The following is a 21,272-nucleotide window of genomic DNA, read 5'->3' as shown; positions in this document are numbered from 1 at the left end:
TGCGGGGAAAGACGTCTGGTGTCTTTCTGGTTGCTCATCACCATGCTCCAAACAAAAAGCCCGGACAGTGGCCTGTCCGGGCTTTTTGTTTCTCTTGGCGGGCTGTAGGCGAGGGGCTGGCGACCCTTCATTTAAGCCGTCGCATCAGGCTGCAGCCGCTGATTCCTTGCGCACATCATCAAGGAAGCCGTTGACACGGGTTCTGAGATGATCTGCTTCCTGCTGCAGTTTCAGCGAGGAGTCGTGAACAACCGCAGAGGTCTCTCGGGTCTTGTCTGCCGTCTGCGTCACGTTGCCGATGCTGGTGGAGACTTCATGGGTCACGCGAGATGCCTGAGTGACGTTGGTTGCGATTTCTTCCGTTGCTGCGCGCTGTTCTTCAACTGCGGCGGCAATCTGGCTAGAAACCGAACTCAGGCTTTCGATGGTTTGCGAAATCTCGGAGATGGCATTTACGGCAAGATCCGTTTCTTGCTGGATCTCGGAAATCTGCTTGTCGATTTCTTCGGTTGCCTTGCTGGTCTGGTTGGCCAGTTCCTTGACTTCCGCAGCCACCACGGCGAAGCCACGGCCCGCTTCTCCGGCCCGTGCAGCCTCAATGGTTGCGTTGAGGGCCAGAAGGTTGGTCTGCTCGGCAATGGCCTGGATGAGCGTGACCACTTCGGAAATCTGCTTGGCAGCCTGAGCCAGGCGCTCAACCCGATCATTGGTGCTGTTGGCTTCAGAGGAGGCTTTCAACGCCATGTCATTGGAGGTCTGAACCTGACGGGCCACTTCGCTGACAGATGCTGCGAGTTCTTCAGCAGCAGAGGCAACTGCCTCCACATTGCTGGAAGCCTGTGCCGATGCGCTGGATACCTGTTCGCTCTGGGCCGAGGTGCTCTGGGCATCCTGGTTCATCATGTGCGAAGCATCTTGCAAGCCTTTGGCTGCATCGCCAACGGTGGAGAGCATCCGCGCAACCTCTTCATCAAAGGCGCGGCAAAGCTGCTGAACATTCGTACCGCGTTTGAGCGCTTCGCTCTGGTTCCTTTCATGTTCCGCCATAAGGGCCTTGCGGCTGTTTTCGTTGTCGACAAACACTTGCATGGCCTGAGCCATCTGGCCGATTTCATCCGAGCGGTCCTGATCGCCAACAGTGATGGACGAGTTGCCATCTGCCAGTGAGCGCATATTGTCCACCAGACCGGTAATTGGCTTGTTGATGGAGCGAATGACCACATAGGAGGCTGCGCCAGCGAGGATCAAAGCGATAAGCGTTGCCAATCCCACGATCATGGCCTGACTGAGGAAAGCGGCATTCATGTCATCAATATAAACGCCAGTGCCCAGCATCCACTGCCATTCAGGGATGCCTTCAGCCCAGCTCAGCTTTTCATAGGCTTTTTCGCTGCCTGGCTTTGGCCAGTAATAAGCATATTCACCGCCGCCTTTCTTGGCGATGTCGATCAGATTGCGGACAAGAAATTTACCGTCAGCATCCTTCATGTCCATCAAGTTTTTACCCACCAGCTTCTTGTTGGGAAGAACAAGATTGGTGCCGTCATACTGATAGACGAAGATATAGCCCGAGCCATCATCATAGCGCATGGCGTCGATGGCAGCCTTGGTGCGTTCCTGTGCTTCTTCGCGAGAAAGCTCGCCGCTTTTTTCTAGTGCATAGAAGGAATTGGCAATGGTTTGTGCGGCGTGGGTAATGTCTTTAAGGCTGTTCACGCGCTCTGCGCGCATGGAACTTTTCAGGTTGGAAAGGCTGACTGCGGAGAGGGCCAGCATAAAGATGAAAACGGTAATAGTCGGTGCTGCTATTTTCCAGGAGAGGGGGAGCTTGGATATTTTCATAATTGAGGGTCCGGAATATTGTCTGGTTAAGGGTAATATTCGGGTAAGCCGCCTAATTAAGTCTTAATAGATTAAGAATTTCAAATATGTTGATAACAAGAAGCGAGAATTATTCTAAATAATGTTTCGTAATAATAGAATTAAAACACAAAACATAAGTATTTATCACAATAAATTTGGCGCATTCATGTATCATTGCGAGTGATGTGATTGATTTTGCAACCTAAAAAAGAATTGTCTTTTCTTGATGGTTTATCTGGTTGCATCCGAAAAATTGCTATCGATCAAGAATATCCGAAGAAACAAGGCTCGAGTGGCCCTTTCGGATCTGGCGCGGCCCTGAAGGGCTCAAGAGACCGATATTACGTCTTGCCCTGATCCAGCTTGTCATATCCTCAAAGCTGAGCGGACGCGAAACCAGATAACCTTGTACCGAGCAATTGGCGATCTGGGAGACCGTCGAAAGCTGCTGATGTGTCTCGATGCCTTCGCACACCACGCGCAGCTGCATGAGCTTGGACATGGACATGACCACGCCCACGATTGCCTTTTGCTTCTTGTTAACCACGATATTGTTGACGAAAGACCGATCAATCTTGATGCCATCTACCGGCAAATTGGAAAGATGGGAGAGGGAGGCGTAGCCCGTGCCGAAATCATCCAGCTCCACATGAACGCCGCGCGCCGACAGGGTTTCGAATAGCTCGTTGATATTCGTATATTGATCATCCAGTAGCACCCCTTCCAGCAGCTCAACTGCCAGAAGGTCCGGGTTGATGTCATATTTTTCCATGCTTTGGCAGAAGTCTTCTACCAGTGTCTGGCGCTTGAGATGGGCAGGGGACAGGTTGACCGAAAGGCGTCCGAATTCCAGGCCTTCGTCCACCCATTGGCGAACGGACCACATGGCTTTTTCGAAAATTGCGTTGCCAAGGGCGGCTGCCATGCCGTTGCTTTCGACGATATCCATGAACAGGCCCGGTGGCAGTTGGCCCCGTTTGGGATGGTTCCAGCGCACCAGCGCCTCGATTCCGGTAATGCTCTCGTCCAGCGTGCTGATCTGCGGCTGGAAATGCAACTCGAACTGGTCAAGCTTGAGGGCGTCGCGCACATCGGCCTCGATGGAGGCTTCGCTATCCAGACGCTCTTTCATTTCCGAGGAGAAGAACTGATAGCCATCGCGCCCCATTTCCTTGGTCTTGTAGAGGGCTAGATCCGCATACATCATCAAGGCAGAAAGGTCTGTTGCATCATCTGGATAAATGGCGACACCGAGGCTGACTGTCGGCCACAGGGTCGCATTTTCATAAGGAACCGGAATGGCAATCAGATCGGTCAGTTCCTGACACAGGCTCTCGAGCTGATGGTTGGTGACGTCCTTGACAATAGCGACAAATTCATCGCCTCCCCAGCGATAGGGCTGGAAATTGGGAACCTTGGATGCAAGGAAGGCCAGACGTGAGCCTATTTCCTTGAGTAGATGATCTCCTGAAATATGGCCCAGCGTGTCGTTGACGCGCTTGAATTTGTCCAGATCAATCTGGATGACTGCAAAACGCGTATCCTTCTGCTTGTTCATGAACAGCGCTTCGAGATCCTGCTGCCCGTGGGCGCGGTTTGGAAGTGCCGTGAGGGCATCGAAATAGGCGATGTGGGTCAGCGCGTCCCGCGCGCGCACCAGCTCTGCTTCGCGCAGGCGATTGTTGGTGACATCGGTAAAGTTGGAAATGATGTCACCGTTTGGTAGCTTCGAACTTTGCATCACGAGATAGCGCCCGTCGGTCGTCTCGAAGGAGTCTTCGAAATTTTTCGTCGACTTGAAGCGCTCCATGAAAATATCGAGCCAGTTGCTGGGAAGCTCCTCGTTCCATTTCCAGAAATTGATTTCGTGCCCTGCTTCGAGAAGATCGCGCGCTGACATTCCCTTATGGATGAGATGGGCAAGCTCCTTGTGATAGCTGCGGAAGGCCTCGTTGGCGATAACCAGCCGAGCATCTGAATCCCAAAGGACAAATCCATTGCGCATCGAGTTGATGGAGTTGATCAGACGCTTGTGGGCCTTGTCCTGCTCCTCCTGAGCGGCTTGAAGCTGGGCTGCGTTGGCTTTGGCCTCGTTTCTTTGTTGCTCCAGATCTTCGAGCATTTGCTGTCGTTCGGTTGCGTCATAATGGGCAGCAACCACACCGCCCCCTTCCAGAGGCCAGCAGCGGATCTCGATAATTCGCCCATTCGGCGTCTTTCTGCTCAACTGGAATGGGTGTTTGGTATCAATCAACCGCAGACGCTCTTTTATCAGCGCGTCCCCGTCGATATCCCCGTAGACGCCGAATTCGATATTCCGGCGCAATATGTCGGCATAGTTACTGCCGACGGGAAATTCTTTGGGGGTGATCTCCAAGAGATCATAGAAGGCCTTGTTGGCCAGAATGAGTTGCCGATCCTCATTGAAGACGCTGATGCCGCCAGGGAAATTGTCAAAGGTCGAGTTCAAAAGGTCGCTGCTGCTCTTGAGCGCGGCTTCATTATTCTTGATCTCTGTAATGTCTGTGCGGATCGATATGATCTCTTCCAGCTTGCCTTGGGCATCCATGATTGGCACGATGGTGGTCGAAATCCAGTAGATCGTGCCGTCCTTGGATTTATTACAGATTTCACCAGTCCAGGTTTCCCCCTTTTCAATGGCCTCGTAAATGCCTCTGAAGAAGGACCGGTCGTGATAGCCCGAGTTGAGGATATGGTGATCTTTGCCGATCAGTTCCTCACGTGTATAGCCAGAAACTTCGCAGAATCTGTCGTTGGCATAGACTATGCGGCCCTCTGGGTCCGCAATCGACACGATGGCATGCGCATCAATACCCAGCTTGTGAGACGCCAGCCTGGAAGCGAGCTTGCGTGACTTGTCGCGTTCCTTGGCCAAAGCTTCTGTTTGCTTCTCGCGCTCTTTGTAACCGAAATACAAAAGGCCTGCGAACGCGATCAGGAGAAGAAAGAGAAATTGTGAAATCCCCTTGAACAGCACGTTCCCGTTTTCAAATTCCTCCATTTCTAAAAAACGGGCCAGCAACACTTCATCCAGCAAAGTCAGGGCGACAATGCCCGCAATCAATGCAATAAATTGGTTCTTCTTCACAAGATGTCTCATCGCCTACTCAGCCCCGTTCGTCCCGCCATTTGCTCATGCTTGTTTCCTGTTTGCCAGGGTCGTTTCTGTGCATGTTTTGCAAATTTACAGAGGTGATCTTTGGGACTGTCTCAAAAAATGCTGAAATAAGTATAAATAGAAACAAAAGCTTTCTGGCTTCTATTAAACAAAAACTGCGCTCAAATGAGCGCAGTTAAGAAAAAGAAAGTCTTTTTTAATCGTAAACTCAAAAGAGAGTTTTTTCACTAAGAGGCTTGAGAATCTTCGATACTTTTATGTTTCGAGTTACTTTGCTCTCGAATTGTATTCAGGAAAATTTCAACTTGAGAGGATAGCGTTTCAATCTGCTGGCGTAAGCCGTTGGTATTGTGAGACATGGTCTCGGCGCTCTTTGAGTTGGAATTGACCAGATCACTCATGACATTGGTGTTGTTGGCAATATCACGCGTGCCTGACGCTGCCTGCGCGATATTCTCGCTGATTTCTCCAGCTGCAACCCCTTGCTGCTCGACGGCGGCAGCGATGGTTCCCGAAATGGCAGTCATCTGATGGATGATATTCTCCACCTCACCCACAGCATCCACTGCATCGCCGATGCTGTTCTGGATGGATGAGATCTGCCCGGAAATTTCCTCGGTGGCCTTGCCGGTCTGGGCTGCCAGATCCTTGACCTCGGCGGCGACCACGGCAAAGCCCCGACCTGCTTCGCCCGCGCGAGCTGCCTCAATCGTGGCATTGAGCGCCAGAAGATTGGTCTGGGCTGCGATATCCTGTATTAGACCGACAATCCGGCCTATCGCGGTGGACGCATTGGAAAGGGTGGAAATCACATCGCTTGCGCGTTTGACTTCATCAACGGCATGTTGGGATACCTTGCCGCTTTCGCTCACCTGACTGGAAATTTCGCAGATTGAAACGGTCATTTCTTCTGAGGCGCTTGCCACCGTTTCAACATTGTTGCTGGCTTCTTCCATGGATGACTGCACGGAATGCAGGCGCTCGTTATTCTCGACAGACCGGTTTGCCAACCCTTCGGACTCTGTCCCGAGTTGGCCCGCTGCCTGCTGTACTTGTGTGATAATAGATCCGACCTGCTGATCAAATGAGTCAGCAAGCTCGCGCACCATCTGGCATCGTTCGGCTTCCGCTTCGGCCTCTTTCAAAGCTTGCTGGCGTTCCAGCTCTTTGCGTTCTCTTGCATTGTCTCGGAAAACCAGCATGGCGCGGTTCATGTTGCCAATTTCATCCTGACGATGCGTTTCGGCGACTTCGACATTCAGGTCGCCCTCGGCCAGCTTAAGCATCGAGTGAACCAGCTTTCTGATCGGTCGCGTGAGAGAGGTGGCGAGAAGGGCGGAACTGGCCACGATGACAAGGAAGATGAATGCCGAGCTGGTCAGCAAACTAGTCAAATTGTCCCAGAATGTTGCTTCCAGATCATCGATATAGGTGCCGGTGCCGACAATCCAGCCCCATGGCTGGTAGGCCTGAACATAGGACATTTTGGGCGAGGGTTCCGTGCTGCCAGGATGTGGCCACGAATAGGCGACAACGCCTCCCCCTGCCTGACGGCCGACTTTCACGAATTCCTGAAAATACAACAGGCCGTTGGGATCTTTCGCCTCGGAATAGTTCTTCCCGACAGTTGACGGGTCCGTCCCATGCATCAGCATGCGATGGTTCATGTCGTTGATCCAGAAATAGTTGGAGCCATCATAGCGCAACTTTGAGAGCAACGCCTTGGCGACCTCTTGTGCCTTCTCTTCGCTGATGGCGCCACTTTTGGCATCTTCGTGCAATGCAGCAATGGTTGTCAGAGCGGACTGGACTAGATGCTGCAGTTCCGTTGCCTTGGACTTCTCAAGGTCATGCTTGCTGACAATACTTGCCTGCAAAGTAATAGCGCCAATGCCCAATATCGCCAGAAAGACAATGGAATAGATTTTGGCCGTCAAACCGCGAGCCCAATGGGGCAAAAGCGCGTTAAAAGGGGAAAACATGATCGGGGCTCCAATGACAATTGCCGGCCACCCACAGGCCAGACAGATGGCACAAGTGAACTCGTGATATTTGACAATAGAATTGAGAAAAAAAGTTAATAATTTGAAAAACCATAAGTATTGATTATAAAAACTGCACTTTTTGGTAGTAGAAAATACGTAATTTTGAGGTATTTATTTAGGTTCATAAATATATTTATATGAATATGTTTTGAACAGATGCGATTTTGAGGGGAATCTATATCAATATGAATATACATAATATATAGGTAAATTTTACCAAATATAGATTGGAATATTTTATGAAGTGTATGAAATAAATTTGTTTCTTGATTTGTTAATACATGAACAAAAAAGTCATGCATTAGATGAACCCTTTGCTAGCGAGGCTATGTTCTCTCAAACAAGGAAAGCAGACCGTAAGAGTTGGACGGTAAGGGCATCAGAGGGGCCGTGAAAAGATCCATGCGGTTTACGTCGGGCCACTGGCTGAGGCTCTACCGCTAAAAATGGCGATTTTGAAGCTTTTCAGTTTGGGCTGGTGTTGCCACGTTGCCAATGCTAAGACCTGTTGCGTCGCAGCAATGGCAGACGGGCGTGATTTTGCCGATTAGGCCAATGATGCCTTGTCACCCCCGTTGTTGTTCGCGGCCGAATTGATTGCCATTCAGACTCTATCTCTTTCCTTTCCGGTATATTCCGATCCAAGGATTTTAAGGACCTCCGTAATGACAAAACAGAACGGTCTGCACGATGCAGGGGCCGCTGCCAATCAGACTCGAAGTGCCAGAACGGCGCATATCGCCGAACCCAATATGCCATTTGTGGAATTTATCATCCTGATGGCATTGCTGATGTCGCTGGCAGCGCTATGCACCGACTCCATCATGCCGGCCTTTTCCATTATTGGCGCTGAGTTCGGCCATAGCAGCCCGCAGGAATTGCAAAAGATCATCACCATCTTCTTTGCCGGTCTGGCGATCGGTCAATTGATCTATGGACCGCTGTCCGATCAGATCGGGCGCAAGAGCGGCATGTTCATTGGGCTGGTCATCTTCATTATCGGCAATCTGATGAGCTGGTTCTCGACCAGTTTCGAGATGCTTCTGCTGGGGCGCTTCTTGCAGGGCTTCGGGGTTGCTGGGCCGCGCATCGTGATGATCGCGCTTATTCGCGACCTGTATGCCGGGCGCGAAATGGCCCGCATCATGTCCTTTGTGATGGGCTTATTCATCTTCGTTCCGGCGCTTGCGCCTATTTCCGGTCAGACCATCATGGCAATCTCGGGCTGGCGTTCGGTTTTCTTTTCCTTCATTCTGCTGGCAACCATCGGCGGACTGTGGTTGGGCTTTCGCCAGAATGAGACGCTGCATCCTTCGCGGCGCATCAAGGTCACGCCATCCAACCTGTGGCGCGGCAGCAAGGTGATCTTCACCACGCCGAGCTGCCTTGGCTATATGGTTGCCGCTGGTTTCGTGCAGGGGCCTTTTATGCTCTATCTGAGCACGGCACAGCATCTGTTCCAGTCCACCTACGGACTGGGGACGTTGTTTCCCTTTGCCTTTGCCGGTCTTGCCTTCTCTGTCGGGTTTGCCTCCTTCATGAATAGCCGTCTGGTGTTGCGCTTCGGTATGCGCTATCTGGTTCGGCGGGCTCTGATCGCCATGGCGATCATTGCAGCCCTTGGCCTTGCCTGCACCATGCCTTTTGGTTTCGTGCCTGAGCTGTGGATGCTGTTTGTCATCTTCAGCCCGCTCTTCTTTTGCACCGGCTTGTTGTTTGGCAACATGAATACCCTCGCCATGGAAGAGGTGGGCAATGTGGCCGGTATGGCGTCGGCCTGGGTTGGAGCTGTCTCGACGCTCATCGCTATGACCATTGCCACCCTGATGGGGCAAATCTACGATGGCTCCATTCTGGCGCTGCTTGGTAGCTTCATGGTCGGTAGTTCGATTACCATGCTGTTGACCATCCTCACAGAGCGCTGGAGAGAGCGCAGAGACAGGGAAAATGCATTAGCGCAGTAGCCTGCGGGCCCCCCCTGGTCCCTCCAAAGGTCTGACAGCGGCGGGCGCTGTGCCGAATATTCTTGAAAAGGCCCGATTCATGAGGTGATGATGCCTCACTTGAATGTTCCACCTCAGGACAAGAGGATCGTCGCTGCCATGGATCGCCAGCCGGAAGGCCCAATAGACCCCGATAGGCTCAAGGGCGTGGCGCTTGATCGCCATTTGCTTGACGAGCTGTCACAAAGAGGCACGATCAGTGCAGATGTGCGTCTTGAGAGTCTCAATTGGCTGCACCCTGCTCACCTGAGGGCACGTTGGGCCATGGTCATGTTGATGGCCTTCGGGATAGCACTGGTGCTCACCGGCATTATCTTTTTCTTCGCCTTCAACTGGGCGTCCATTCCGGACTTGGCCAAGCTGGCTCTCATTGAGGCTGGCATCATTCTGTGCGCGTTCGGTGCATGGCTCTTATCGCGCGAAAATCTTGCAGGGCGCCTGTTGCTGATGGCTGCTGCGGTGCTGACCGGTGTCTTTCTGGCTGTCTTTGGTCAGATCTATCAGACCGGCGCCGATGCCTGGCAGCTCTTCGCGCTCTGGGCTGCCCTGATCACTCTCTGGACCCTGATCGGGCGGTTTCTGCCGCTCTGGATACTCTGGTTGGGCCTGATCAATCTGGCCTTTTACCTTTGGTGGGACAGCACCCCCTTGCTCAGAAAGGATGATACGAGTGCCCTTTATCTCATCCATGCGCTGATGATCGGCCTTGTTCTTCTTGCGCGCGAATGGCTCCTGCCAGACGAAGATGGCCCGGAAAGCGAAGCATTTCACTGGCTTTTGCCCCAGTGGACCCGTTGGCTGCTATTGGCCGGAATGCTGGTGTTTCTCTTCCCTCCGCTGATGATATGGATCGCCAACTGGGAAACCGCCAGTCTGCAGGTTGTGCTATCAGCTCTGGTGGCCGGAGTGATAACGCTTGTGCTGTTTCTCGCCTTTCGCTTTTGGCGTCCCGATATTCCGGCGCTGGCTATGGAATTCCTGATGATCTGCATCCTCGTGGTCATGGGGCTGGCTATTCTGCTCTATGACAATTTGTTTGACTCACTGGGCACCACATTCTTTACCGCCATATCAGCCATCATCTGCTTTGCAGCGGCTGCTGGATATTTGCGCCACCTGTTGGCGCTGGGCATTGATCGCGGGGAGGTGGGGCAATGATTGAAGGCAATAAAGGCTATCGCTTTCTGATAGATGCCCCGCAGGTGTCGCAATGGGTCTCATTTCTGCAAACGCGCGGGCTGGTCCATGATGAAGATCTGGCCGATATCAGACGGGACATTCTCGTCATCAAAACCAGAGAGAAGAAAGAAGCGCCGCTCTATCTGCGGGCCCTAAGCGCAGTCGGGGCTGTCATCTCAGGGCTGCTGCTCATCTATCTCCTCTATTTGTTTGGCCTGTTCGATCTTGGCGATATGAGCCTGAGCATCAATGGGTTGGTATTTATCGGCCTGTCGGCGCTGTTGCATGCACACGGGGTGCGCAAGACTAATCTGGCAAGGGATTTCTATATCCAACTGGCGCTCACCTGGTTGCAGGCTGGCAAGGTTGCGCTCGTGGCCGGCTTGGCGCAAATCGTTCATGATGCGTTCGGAATTAGCTGGTTCTGGACCGTTTCCGCCATTCTTGGATTGATCATGCTGCTCAGTTTTCTGGCCTTTCCCTCTTCAATCGAGCGCTTTGTCTCCAGCTTTGCCTTTCTGGTGTCGCTGTGGATCTGCCTGTTGGTGGATTGGTCTGACCAGTTTGAACTCACCGGCTTCGTCATGATGCTCATCGCCCATATCCTGGCGTTGGCGTCCTTCCTGCGCTGGCCTCTTGTGCGCCAGAAGCTGACAAGTCTTTATGACGCGCTGTTGCTATCTCTCTGTCTTGCGGTTGGCGTGATACAGGGTTTTGTTTCCATTGGTCATGAAGCATGGCAGGATGTCTCCGAAGAAGTGAAAGCCTTTCTGGGGATCGGCTATCGCTGGTCCGTCGAAATAACGCTCTCTCTCGCTCTGATTGCCTTGATTGTCTGGATCGCCGGGCGCAAAGGCAGCCTTGGTCGTGAGCCGGTCGTGGCCAGCTTACTGGGCGCTGTGGCATTGGCACTGCTCTCCAATGCGGGCATCATACTGGCGATCGGACTGATGATCCTCGGCTTTGCCACCCATCGCCCCGGACACACTCTGCTAGGGTTGCTGTTCGCACTGTTTTTCGGCTTTCTCTATTATTATAATCTGGACCTGTCACTGCTACAGAAATCCATGATACTGATTGTGTCGGGCGTACTTTTGCTGCTCGCCTCGGGCTATATCTATTGGCGCGGCTGGTATAGGCAAACCGGCAAGGCAAGGGGGGCTGGGACATGAGGAAACATCTCATACTGCTGGCGCTACTGCTCATTCTGGCTATCCTCAACTATTCCGTTTTCGAGCGGGAAAGTCTGCGCCGCGATGGCGAATTGATCCTGCTGGAATTGGCGCCTGATGATCCCCGCTCGCTCATGCAGGGGGACTATATGGACTTGCGCTATACCCTTGCGCAAAAGGCCAATGCGGCCTGGCAGGAGATACGCAAGACAGACGAGGGGCAAAAGGCGCCCGGCGATGGCTCCGGCCAAATGGTCTTGCGGCTTGATGGACAAGCCAAAGCCAGCTTCGCCCGCTTTTATAAAAAGGGCCAAACTCTGGCGGAGAATGAGCGCCTGATCAGCTTTGAATTTCATGCATCAGGCGGTTTCAACCCAATCCGGCTGATGCCCCGGTCCTTCTTCTTTCAGGAAGGCCATGCAGATGCGTTCAGCCAAGCGCGTTTTGGCATGATGCGCATCGCAGAGAATGGCGAGCATAGCCTCATTGGTCTTGCTGATGAAGCCGGCCAGCAGATAAAGCCCGAATGATCCCGGATGGTTTTGCTTGATCGTTTGGCCCGGCCTGGTCAGCGGGGCATATGCGCTGCGGTTGCAAAAGTCATGGTTAACGTAAAGCTAACCATAATCCTTAAGGCTTGCGTTCTGAACCCTCAGGAAACACCTGATCGTAAGCACCCGCGCATGTTAACGCCTTGAAGTATTAGAGACCCTGAATGCTAGAATTTGCCCGAATGTTCATGTCTATCGCCGGGCTTGGTTTGCCGATGGGGCTGATAATGGTGCTGTCGGGGCGAGTGAAATAGCGCAACGAGCTGGACTCCTTCCTGCGCATGGTTTCGGCTTATTGTATCTCCATTATTGCCTACTGGGTCATCGATTACGGGCTCTATAGCGGCGGAACTTACAGCAACTAGAGGTGTCCGGTTTAGTGAAGGGAACGTGATTAAAGGGATTGGTTCGATGCTTGGGGTAGCGAAACCAGATTTAACTAATAGTTATGATAATGCGATGATCAATAGGACTACTGATTTTGCAAATCAGCGTTAGAGCTTCAAGTCTGTAGGACATTCAAAACTTGGGGTTCGTAGAGAGACAATCACAAATTTTGGTTATCCATATAGTAATCTAAAGTACAGATATAATTATGAAAAAAATAATTTTTGGAATAATTACCGCTATTTTGGCATCTTTTGCGTCAGGACTAGCAATAGATACGGCGACTGAATTATTTGGAAAAATTGGTAGAGGCGTAAGCTATGGAGTTTCAATTCTATATCTGTGGGCAGCTGTATCGACTATACTGGCTATCTTGATGACTTTATCGCATTTTATGGGCAGAAACCGTTCTATGATATTAGGAGTTACAGCAACCGTACTTGTAACTTTTTTTCTATTCCCCAATCCTAGTTTGGTCAGCAAACTATTTATAACTGCTATATTGTCTTTGATTGTAGTATTTTCTGTGTGCATTCAATCATTAATTGAGTGATTTTTGAAATGAACGTTCTTCGTAAACCGACTATAACGTATTACGGTGACTACTAGTTTAACTCATATTATGATTATCTCAGCTTTGATGTTGCAAAAATCATGGTTAACGTAAAGCTAACCATAATCCTTTAGGCTTGCGTTCTGAACCCTCAGGAAACACCTGATCGTAAGCACCCGCGCATGTTAACGCCTTGAAATATTAGAGACCCCGAATGCTAGAATTTGCCCGAATGTTCATGTCTATTGCCGGGCTTGGTTTGCCGATGGGGCTGATAATGGTGCTGTCGGGGCGAGTGAAATATCGCAACGAGCTGGACACCTTCCTGCGCATGGTTTCGGCTTATTGTATCTCCATTATTGCCTATTGGGTCATCGGTTACGGGCTCTATAGCGGGGAAACGATCAACGGCCTGATCGGCTCGACCAAGGGCTTCATGCAACGCAAGGATCTGCTACAGGGCGAGCCGGATCTCCATCTCTTGGTGCTCTTCTCCGTTCCTCCGATTGCTGCCGCAGCTGGTATGGTCGAGCGTGGCAGCTTCCATATCGGAAATCTTTTGGTCGGGGCTGTCGCAGTTTTGGTTGCCCCGGTAACCGCTCACTGGTCGATGCATTCCGGCCTCGATGGGCAGGGGTGGTTGGTTGCAAGCGGCTTTGAAGATGTTGGCGGCGCGATTGTAATTTTCGTTTCTGCTGGCTTTGTTGGCCTTGCCGTCTCTCTCATTCTGGGGCCACGCCTTGGACGCTTCCCCATGCAGGTTGGGCGTCCGCGTGGGCAGAGCCCAACCTGGTATGGCATGGGCATGATCGTGATTGTCACCTCGACCATTACGCTGGCTGTTATGAAGGCGCAAAGCCTTGAAGACATGACTGCGGCATTTTACGTTATGCTGATCGGGGTGGCGTTTTCTACCCTGGCAGGGTCTTTGCTGCCGATGATCGCCAAGCGTAGCGAGATGACACAGAATGTGTCGACATCGGTGTTAGCCGGGACCGTCGCTCTGACGGCCGTGGCCTCTTTTGCTGAACCGGTCGATGCAGCTCTTATCGGAATTCTGGCAGGGACGTTGTCAGTCAGCTTCAACCGCATTCTCGCCGCCATCGAAGTAGATGATCCGGGGGAGTTGATTTCAGCCTTTTTGTCTGGTGGCCTTGTCGGCGGATTGATGGCACCGCTCGCCAGACCGGGCGCCAGCCCCTCGCTAGCCAATGAATTCATCAACCAGTTGATCGGCATCAGTGCGATTGCTGCATGGGCTTTCGGGGTTACCCTGATCGCCGGCCTGATCTTGAAGCTTACCGTCGGGTTGCGCGTGGGCGAGGTCGAGGAAAAACGAGGCCTTTCGGTTTCTCATTTCGGCTTTGTCAGTGAACCAGACTTCATCATTTCCAGTGTGATGCATTATAACCATCGCGCAGATTGGCAGAAAGGCGAGCGCAACACTCGCTTGGCAAGAATTGCAGCCAAATTCAGCGACGCTATCGTCCAGCTTCATGATGCGACCAGCAAGGCCACGGACAGAATTCTCTCCACGAGCGTAAGCCCGAAACAGGGCGCCGCGATGGTCTCCCGTATCAGGCTGGCGGAAGACAGTGTGCGGGTAAAAGCCGAAGATATCCTGATGTTGTTGGAAGATATCCTCAAGTCTGGTGACGGGGGAGATCTGGGCGGCGAGCGTTTTCTGCTCTGGGGACAGGAGGCCGTGGAGAAGCTGCTGGCTCCGGTTGAAAATGACATCAAGAAGCTGGCCCGTCACATCCCGCTGCAGGCAGAATTGTCAGAGCTGGAAAATATCGTCATCACATCCGCCGAGATTCTGTCTCATGGTGTACACCAGATCGAGATGATGCGCGATCTGGAAGAAGCGCAGGTGGACGGCTTCTTCTCTCGCGACCATATTTGCGATATTGCGGCTTTGCTGAATGAAAAGGCATCACGCATAAAGGCCATCGCAGAAGTGCGCAACAGGCCTTTGCAGATTGATTGCGCGGTAAGCAAGGGGCTTAAGGTGAGCGGCGATGCCAATGCCTTTGCTCGCATTCTCACCTTGACGGTGGAAGGGGCGTTCAACAGGCAACTTAGCGATAGTGCAAGCCCGGTTCGCCTGGAACTCAAGGAACATAGCTCTGGGCAGTATGTCGTGCTCGATTGCCTTGATACGGGAACCGCCCTGTCTGCCCGTCAGATACGCGCAATCCGTGATCCTCTGTCAGAAGACCGTGCTCTGGATGAATTGGGACTGGGGCAGATCCTGCCGCTTATTCTCGTCTCTCGGCTCGTTAGGGCCATGGGGGGCGAATTTGCCATAACGAGTGCGTATCAGGCCGGAACGCAGCTGCGGTGCCGCTTTAGAAAAAGGCAGACCAAAGAACAGCGCAGTGCAAGCAAGGCCGCCTGAGCGACCTTGCAAATGATGGTTTCAAACAGCACGCACGCTGGTTCGCTGGTTCGCTGGTTCGCTGGTTCGCTGGTTGACCAGAAAAAGCTCAGTGCAGGGTCTTGCGTTCCGTCGGTGTCCAGGCCGCATTGATATGGCAAAGGGCAAGGCTCACTTGATCGCTCACCGGTTTTGTTGCATCCAATTCGATCCAGCGGATGGGCTCTCTCCCTTTCAACTGGCCTTGTGTTTGCTTGTTTCCTGTGGCGGGGGTAGCAAAGAGCGCATGCCCCTCTCGGTGTGGCAAGAAGGCCGAGAGCGCCTCACGTCTGCGTAAGTCCTCCTGACGGCATTTGAGCAGGCTGAGAGCGACAAACGACTCCGACATCCCCATATCTTCCGTCAGATCGGCCAGCTGTTCGCTGTGGATCGGCTGGTCGAATGGTCCCTCAAGAATGACCGAATAACCGGCCGTGAGCGCCAGACGGGCTTTTTCCATCATGCGTCGATAGACAAGATCCCAGACGGAATCGCGCAGGGCTGACTGGGGCAGCCTGTCCTTGCTGTCTACTTCATACAAAGCAAGACATTCTTGCTCGGCGGAGAGATAAAGTGCGCCGGGCATGCGCCCGGTAATCGGTGCGAGCATGCGGGCCAGATTGGAGCGATCTGATTGGCTGGCACCATTGATGGCAATCAGCCGAGCTTCGTCGTGCAGCAGACTGTCGCGAGCGGTTTTCATATGACCCTGCAACACACTTTCCTCGGTGCCGCCGCGCAAAAGAGCCGAAGGAATTGACGGATCATCCGATGTACTTCGGGCATTCACAGTGGCCTTGATGGTCTTGGCATCGGCAAGCGCCTGCAGGAAGATGTAAAGATCCAGAACCTGAAGACCTTCAAGAGCATGGCTGTCAAACAGCCGGTTGCAATAGTGCGAGAAGACCCAGTTGGCCTGACGCGAAAAGCCCCGCGACCACAATTCTCCAATCAGAGTGGCAAGGTCGTAGAACGGATCACCGATATGGTCGCGCATCAGGCTCTTGGAGCCATTGACCTTGGGATTGACCATCCGCAGTCCATCACTCAGCTTGACCACATTGCGCAGGCGCAGATTGCCATGAATCTGGGCGAAAAGCCCCCGCTCGGCACGTCGATAGATCGCTTCTTTCATGCGATCCAATTGATCCTGAGCACGATTGAAGCAGGCGCGCAGAGTGGTTTTGCGCGACTTCTTGGCCAACTTGCGAACCACCGGTTCCAGATCATCGAACATCTCATCCATGAGCATCAACCATGATTGCACATGGGCGCTGGAATGCTCGAATGTCTGGCCTTGCGGTACTAGCCTTGCCAATTCCCGGCATTCGGAGAAGTTGGGCTGATAGATCTCGGCGAAATGATCGTAGCGTTTTGAAAAATCATAGCGGCGCAGAACAATAACCCAATCCACGATGGCACTTTCGTCTCCGTGGCTGATAGGCTCGGCACTGTTGGTCATGGGGTCAGCCAGAGGCAGCTGCATGGTCAGTGTCGTGCCGCGCTCGCGGATGGGAATAAGATCGAGATAAAGTTCCGGCGCGTAGCTGCGCCCCAGCAGCACCTCGCGTGCGGCAAGGCTGTGGCGCTGGGCCAGCGAAAAAGGTTCGCTGCGGCCAAGCGCATTGCGGCGAAGCAGCTTGTAGCAGAAGGGACCAGCCATGAAAAATAGGAATTGGGGCGTCTCCAATCGCTCGACAGGTTCATCAAGCCCATAGCTGTGCGGGTCGCCCAAAAAGGCCACAACCCTGTCCTGAATAGACTGGTAGCGGTCTTTGACAAGCGCTGCGGCTTTGCCGATAGCACCTTCAGGTTCGGGGCCTCTGCCCACTGAAGCTGGTCGTCTGTCTTGGGAACGTTCAATGCCCATTGGATCTGGTCCTGATCGCCTTTTACTTGGGGTAAAATCTCTCAATGCTTGTAAAACCACGCCAAATGAGCACTGAGAGGTCGGGCCGGAGTTTGGCCATGATGGCTTAGACATGCATTGATGGAAATCAAGATAAGTAAAAAGTACAAATACATAAGTATTGTCATCGTTTTATGCTGTAATTTGTAGTATGATTTAGGGGGTAAAACCGATTGTTTCGTTGTCGTTAAATAAGCAGCGATCACGCTGCATATCAATTCTATCTCTGATTGGGTAATCGACAGCGTTACAGTCAGTAAGTTAAGAATGGTTATAAACAAGGAGGCAGCAAATCAGGCTGAAACACAAGGGAGGAACTGGAAATGGCCAATAGCATCATGAAAAAGATTCGTCTTAATCTGGCGCGCAATGCCGACTATCCGAGCGGCAGTGCACAGCATGGCTATGAATTTGTCGCACCTTTGAATGAAGAGGGATTCATAGACGCCGAAAGCTGGCGCGCCAATCGGGACCCATGTCGTGTCCGTCGCTTCTGGGAAGGGGAGGATGATGATCATGGGCATTTGGTTCATCGCCCTGGCGGCAGTTGGGCTTTCACTTATGATATTGACGGCGAAGAAGATGTGGAAGCGGGCTATCGCTTCGGCAAACACGTCTTCGTGCCGGGCGAATATGTGTCCATCAAGGATGAAGATGGGGAGCTTCTAACCTTTCAGGTATCAACCGTCGAGACAGTCTGAAATGGTATCTAATCGGTATGAATGCGGTCTATTCTAGGCAATTCTGACACATAATCCTGTGAATTAACACCTTGAGGCAGAATATTTTGCATAAACTTTGGGGTAGGTTTTGAGTCATGTCAACGTGACCAAAAGTGCGAATCAAGATGCTTCTTATGTCTTTGAAAAGGAAACTGCCAGGAATAGCCCCCCGAGTTTCCGCAAAGATGCGGTTGCCTTCTTGCCAGATTTAGCAATTGAAACAGAGAGCCCGGAGCAAGAAAGACAGCCATGAAGAGCGGGGAAAGCGAGTGCGGTTGTTTTCCCAAACTGCTTTTCTAAAGGACGGGAGTGCAATTGTCCCCCAACATTGCACTCCCGTTTGTCATAACTGGCTATGGCAATTTTCGCGCATAAGACTTAGATCAGTTTGGCGATTCTTTTCGAGATCTCCGGCACCTTGAAAATCATGCGCACCAGATCGGGATCGTCCGGATCCATGTGAGTTTCAAAGCCAAGCGCTTCGCACATCTGTCGCATGGTCTGATTGGAGCGTAGTACCTCGCCTTCCACTTCCTTGAAGCCATCCTTTTCGGCATAAGCCAGGATGAGTTTCATCAGCATCCAGCCCATTCCCAGACCCTTGAGGTCGGAGCGAACCATAACGGCATATTCGCCTTTCTCGTGGTTTGCATCGCCCATCAACCGGACCGAGCCAAGCATCTCGCCGTTTTTCTGGTCGACGGCAATGAAGGCCATGGACCGGGCATAGTCGATCTGTGTCAGCCGGGCAATGAAGGCGTGGCTTAGGCTGCGTGCCGATGAGAAGAAGCGCAGGCGCATGTCATCATCTGTGACCCGATCAAAAAAGGCAGGAAAAAGCGCCTCGTCCTCGGGCCGCATGGGGCGGATGAAAACAATGCGTCCGTCCTTGAGAGTGCGTTCCTGCTCCCATTCGCTGGGGTAGGGCTTGATGGCAAAGCGTTTATGGGGATGCTCATGAGCATCAACCTGGGCCACCCGCACGCGGGCGTCCGCGATGACGTTGCCATTGGCATCTGCCAATACGGGGTTGAAATCGAGCTCCTGAATTTCCGGAAAGTCGGAAATCATCTGGCTCATGCGCACCAGCATTTCAGCCAGAGCCCCCTTGTCACAGGGCGCTGTATCGCGATAGCCCTCAAGGCGGCGATTGACCCGCGTCTTCTCTATCATCGCCCGTGCAGAGAGCAGATCAAGCGGCGGCAGGGCCAGTGCCTTGTCGCGGATGACCTCCACCGCCGTGCCACCCCGGCCGAAGACCATGACAGGACCGAAGACTTCATCCACCATCATGCCCGCGAGCAGTTCGATGGCATGGGGCTTACGGATCATCGGGTGGACGGTCACACCTTTGATATCGGCATCCGGATAGGCTTCCTTGGCCCGTTCCAGAACCTGCTGAGCGGCTGTGGCCACTGCGCCCGTGTTGGTTAGGCCCAGAACCACCCCGCCAATATCGGACTTGAAGCGGATATCGGGGCTGTCGATCTTGACAACCGCTGCCCCATGCGCCGAGAGAATGGGCGCTGCCAACTGCGCCGCTTCCACGGCATTGTTGGCTGCATGAGAGGCTGCCATAGGCAGGCCATAGGCCTTCAGAAGCTTGGAGACGTCCACTGCATCCAGACAGTCGTGCCCTTCCATCAGAGCTTCATCTATGACCGTGCGTGCCTCTTCATAATCGGGCTGGAATGTACCCAGCGCGGGTGGCATCAGCATAAGTTGATCCTGTGCCTTCATATGGCGCAGAACATAGGAAATGCCTTGTATCGCGTCGGCCGGTGTTTCGAAATGGGCAATGTCGGCGTCTTCATATAGCTTGACCAGATCGGGGCCGCCGCCAAGCCGAACAGCAAACACGGGAACGCGCCGTTTGCCAACCTTCTTGCGTTCGGCCATCAGATCAACCACTGCGCGGGCAGCATCTTCGCTTGAGCCGATGGCTGAGGGGCAGAACAAGCCAAGCACGGCATGCACACCTTTGTCATCCATCACCGCACCAAGGGCTGCCTTGTAGCGATCCGTATCCGCATCTGTCACGATGTAAACCGGATTGTTGCGCGACCAGCCTTCGGGCAGGATGGCATCTAGGCTGGCAATCGTTTCTTCACTCAAAGTGGCCAGATTGCCCCCTTGTTCCACCAGATGATCAACCGCCAACACACCAACACCGTTGCTGTTGGCCACAATAGCCAGATCGGGCCCTTTCAGTGCGCGGGTATGGGTGAGCGTCTCAACGGCGTAGAAGATCTCTTGCAAGCTGTAGACCCTAAGCATGCCGGCACGCTCGAATGCAGCGTCATAGACTTCGTCAGCACCCGCCAAGGCGCTCTTGCGCGAGGCAACGGCGGCCAGTCCTTGCGGATGCCGTCCAGTCTTCATCAGGATGACCGGTTTGGCGCGCGCAGCTGCCCGGGCCGAGGTCATGAATTTGCGAGCGTCCCTGATATTCTCAATATAAAGCAAGATGGCCCGGGTGCGGGCATCCATAGCAAAATAGTCCAGCATATCGGCGATATCGACATCGACCTTGTCGCCCAGCGCCACCAGTCCGGTGAAGCCCACATTGTTATGGCTTGCCCACTCGGCAACAGAGGTCACAATCGCGCTGGATTGCGAGATGAGTCCCAGATCGCCTGAGAGGCCGGGCACATGGCTGAAGGATGCATTGAGCCCCGCTGCAGGGGACAGCACCCCGATGGTGTTCGGGCCGAGCAGGCGCATATGGTAGCGCGCACCGACCTTGGCGGCTTCTTCGGCCAGAGAGCCTGCACCTGAGCCCATGGCAATGGATAAAATAATGGCACCGCGACAGCCCTTTTTGCCCAACTGCTCGATTGTTTCAACCACCGAAGGCGGAGCAATTGCAACGATGGCAAGATCGATCTTGGCGTCAATCTCCTCTACGGATTTGTAAAGCGGCAGGCCTTCCAGCTCGCCCCCTCGGGGATTGACCAGAAAGAGCTTGTCCTTGTAGCGCCCTTCCAACAGGTTTTGCACCAGCGCATTGCCGATGCTGCCTTGCTTGGAGGAGGCGCCTATAAGGGCGACGTTGCGAGGGCGAAAGAATACATCGAGGTTGAAACTGCTCATTTGAAATCGGAGCCTTTGCCTATGTGAACACAGCGTCGTCAATGGCATGTGCCTGAAACTCTTGCAGCTTCCAGTTTCTGTGAAAGTTGTTCGATTCTCAAAGACTTTCCCATCAAATTGACCAGAAGTATAAGGCACGTATTGGTCTCAAAATCAGAGCAGTGGGCCTTTTTCTGAAAAGCTGAACAATCTGCAAGGAGATTTTCAAATTATCGTTAACGAAAATAAATGCGTCGG

The 21,272-nt window shown here is 52.8% G+C and carries 12 protein-coding genes; 7 read left to right on the top strand and 5 right to left on the bottom strand.

The annotated features are described in order from the left end of the window. Positions 1-144: 144 nt before the first annotated feature. The 3 genes from ACKPCT_RS12200 to ACKPCT_RS12190 all read right to left on the bottom strand — a co-directional run bounded on the left by ACKPCT_RS12200 (position 145) and on the right by ACKPCT_RS12190 (position 6,984). The gene (locus ACKPCT_RS12200; protein WP_090071024.1) at positions 145-1,842 is read right to left on the bottom strand and encodes a methyl-accepting chemotaxis protein; all 1,698 of its coding nucleotides are present in this window, start codon (positions 1,840-1,842) and stop codon (positions 145-147) included. 277 nt (positions 1,843-2,119) lie between these two features. Further along, positions 2,120-4,972 carry an EAL domain-containing protein gene (locus ACKPCT_RS12195; protein ID WP_319569326.1) on the bottom strand — a complete coding sequence of 951 codons (2,853 nt, stop codon included), beginning with the start codon at positions 4,970-4,972 and terminating at the stop codon, positions 2,120-2,122. A gap of 257 nt (positions 4,973-5,229) precedes the next feature. Continuing rightward, entirely contained in the window at positions 5,230-6,984 is a 1,755-nt protein-coding gene (locus ACKPCT_RS12190; RefSeq protein WP_319569325.1) for a methyl-accepting chemotaxis protein, read from the bottom strand. Positions 6,985-7,712: 728 nt separating this feature from the next. Here ACKPCT_RS12190 and ACKPCT_RS12185 point away from each other — a divergent pair. The 6 genes from ACKPCT_RS12185 to ACKPCT_RS12160 all read left to right on the top strand — a co-directional run bounded on the left by ACKPCT_RS12185 (position 7,713) and on the right by ACKPCT_RS12160 (position 15,293). Next, positions 7,713-9,011 (top strand): multidrug effflux MFS transporter, encoded by a 1,299-nt coding sequence (locus ACKPCT_RS12185; protein ID WP_090071016.1) that lies wholly within the window; start codon positions 7,713-7,715, stop codon positions 9,009-9,011. A 99-nt stretch (positions 9,012-9,110) separates the two neighbouring features. Then, positions 9,111-10,208, top strand: coding sequence for a DUF2157 domain-containing protein (locus ACKPCT_RS12180; RefSeq protein WP_319569324.1), 1,098 nt, complete (start codon positions 9,111-9,113; stop codon positions 10,206-10,208). Then, entirely contained in the window at positions 10,205-11,401 is a 1,197-nt protein-coding gene (locus tag ACKPCT_RS12175; RefSeq protein ID WP_319569323.1) for a DUF4401 domain-containing protein, read from the top strand. Before ACKPCT_RS12180 ends, ACKPCT_RS12175 begins: the two co-directional genes overlap by 4 nt. Next, entirely contained in the window at positions 11,398-11,931 is a 534-nt protein-coding gene (locus ACKPCT_RS12170) for a GDYXXLXY domain-containing protein (protein WP_319569322.1), read from the top strand. The genes ACKPCT_RS12175 and ACKPCT_RS12170 overlap by 4 nt, the downstream gene beginning before the upstream one ends. A gap of 616 nt (positions 11,932-12,547) precedes the next feature. After that, positions 12,548-12,892, top strand: a complete 345-nt coding sequence (locus ACKPCT_RS12165; protein WP_319569321.1) for a hypothetical protein — start codon at positions 12,548-12,550, stop codon at positions 12,890-12,892. Between the two features lie 214 nt (positions 12,893-13,106). Further along, complete coding sequence (locus tag ACKPCT_RS12160; protein WP_319569320.1) at positions 13,107-15,293, top strand: hypothetical protein; 2,187 nt, start codon at positions 13,107-13,109, stop codon at positions 15,291-15,293. An 88-nt stretch (positions 15,294-15,381) separates the two neighbouring features. Here ACKPCT_RS12160 and ACKPCT_RS12155 read toward each other — a convergent pair whose 3' ends face one another. Further along, entirely contained in the window at positions 15,382-17,181 is a 1,800-nt protein-coding gene (locus ACKPCT_RS12155) for an AAA family ATPase (RefSeq protein ID WP_319569319.1), read from the bottom strand. Positions 17,182-17,543: 362 nt separating this feature from the next. Between ACKPCT_RS12155 and ACKPCT_RS12150 the strand changes: the two genes are divergently transcribed. Then, on the top strand, positions 17,544-17,921 hold the full coding sequence (locus ACKPCT_RS12150) for a hypothetical protein (RefSeq protein ID WP_319569318.1): 378 nt from the start codon (positions 17,544-17,546) through the stop codon (positions 17,919-17,921). A 399-nt stretch (positions 17,922-18,320) separates the two neighbouring features. On the opposite strand, the gene ACKPCT_RS12145 is transcribed toward ACKPCT_RS12150, so the two are convergent. Beyond that, on the bottom strand, positions 18,321-21,035 hold the full coding sequence (locus tag ACKPCT_RS12145) for a bifunctional acetate--CoA ligase family protein/GNAT family N-acetyltransferase (protein WP_319569317.1): 2,715 nt from the start codon (positions 21,033-21,035) through the stop codon (positions 18,321-18,323). Positions 21,036-21,272 lie beyond the last annotated feature (237 nt).

It is taken from the genome of Cohaesibacter marisflavi, from assembly GCF_963665895.2.
Taxonomy (GTDB): domain Bacteria; phylum Pseudomonadota; class Alphaproteobacteria; order Rhizobiales; family Cohaesibacteraceae; genus Cohaesibacter; species Cohaesibacter marisflavi.
Note: the sequence above shows the minus strand (reverse complement) of the source record. Positions and strands in the feature narration are given on the sequence as shown.

What these genes read in the sequence shown, in the direction of transcription:
- ACKPCT_RS12200 (WP_090071024.1), bottom strand. Translation starts at nt 1,842, where the DNA reads ATGAAAATATCCAAGCTCCCCCTCTCCTGGAAAATAGCAGCACCGACT.
- ACKPCT_RS12190 (WP_319569325.1), bottom strand. Translation starts at nt 6,984, where the DNA reads ATGTTTTCCCCTTTTAACGCGCTTTTGCCCCATTGGGCTCGCGGTTTG.
- ACKPCT_RS12185 (WP_090071016.1), top strand. Translation starts at nt 7,713, where the DNA reads ATGACAAAACAGAACGGTCTGCACGATGCAGGGGCCGCTGCCAATCAG.
- ACKPCT_RS12175 (WP_319569323.1), top strand. Translation starts at nt 10,205, where the DNA reads ATGATTGAAGGCAATAAAGGCTATCGCTTTCTGATAGATGCCCCGCAG.
- ACKPCT_RS12170 (WP_319569322.1), top strand. Translation starts at nt 11,398, where the DNA reads ATGAGGAAACATCTCATACTGCTGGCGCTACTGCTCATTCTGGCTATC.
- ACKPCT_RS12165 (WP_319569321.1), top strand. Translation starts at nt 12,548, where the DNA reads ATGAAAAAAATAATTTTTGGAATAATTACCGCTATTTTGGCATCTTTT.
- ACKPCT_RS12160 (WP_319569320.1), top strand. Translation starts at nt 13,107, where the DNA reads ATGCTAGAATTTGCCCGAATGTTCATGTCTATTGCCGGGCTTGGTTTG.
- ACKPCT_RS12155 (WP_319569319.1), bottom strand. Translation starts at nt 17,181, where the DNA reads ATGGGCATTGAACGTTCCCAAGACAGACGACCAGCTTCAGTGGGCAGA.
- ACKPCT_RS12150 (WP_319569318.1), top strand. Translation starts at nt 17,544, where the DNA reads ATGGCCAATAGCATCATGAAAAAGATTCGTCTTAATCTGGCGCGCAAT.
- ACKPCT_RS12145 (WP_319569317.1), bottom strand. Translation starts at nt 21,035, where the DNA reads ATGAGCAGTTTCAACCTCGATGTATTCTTTCGCCCTCGCAACGTCGCC.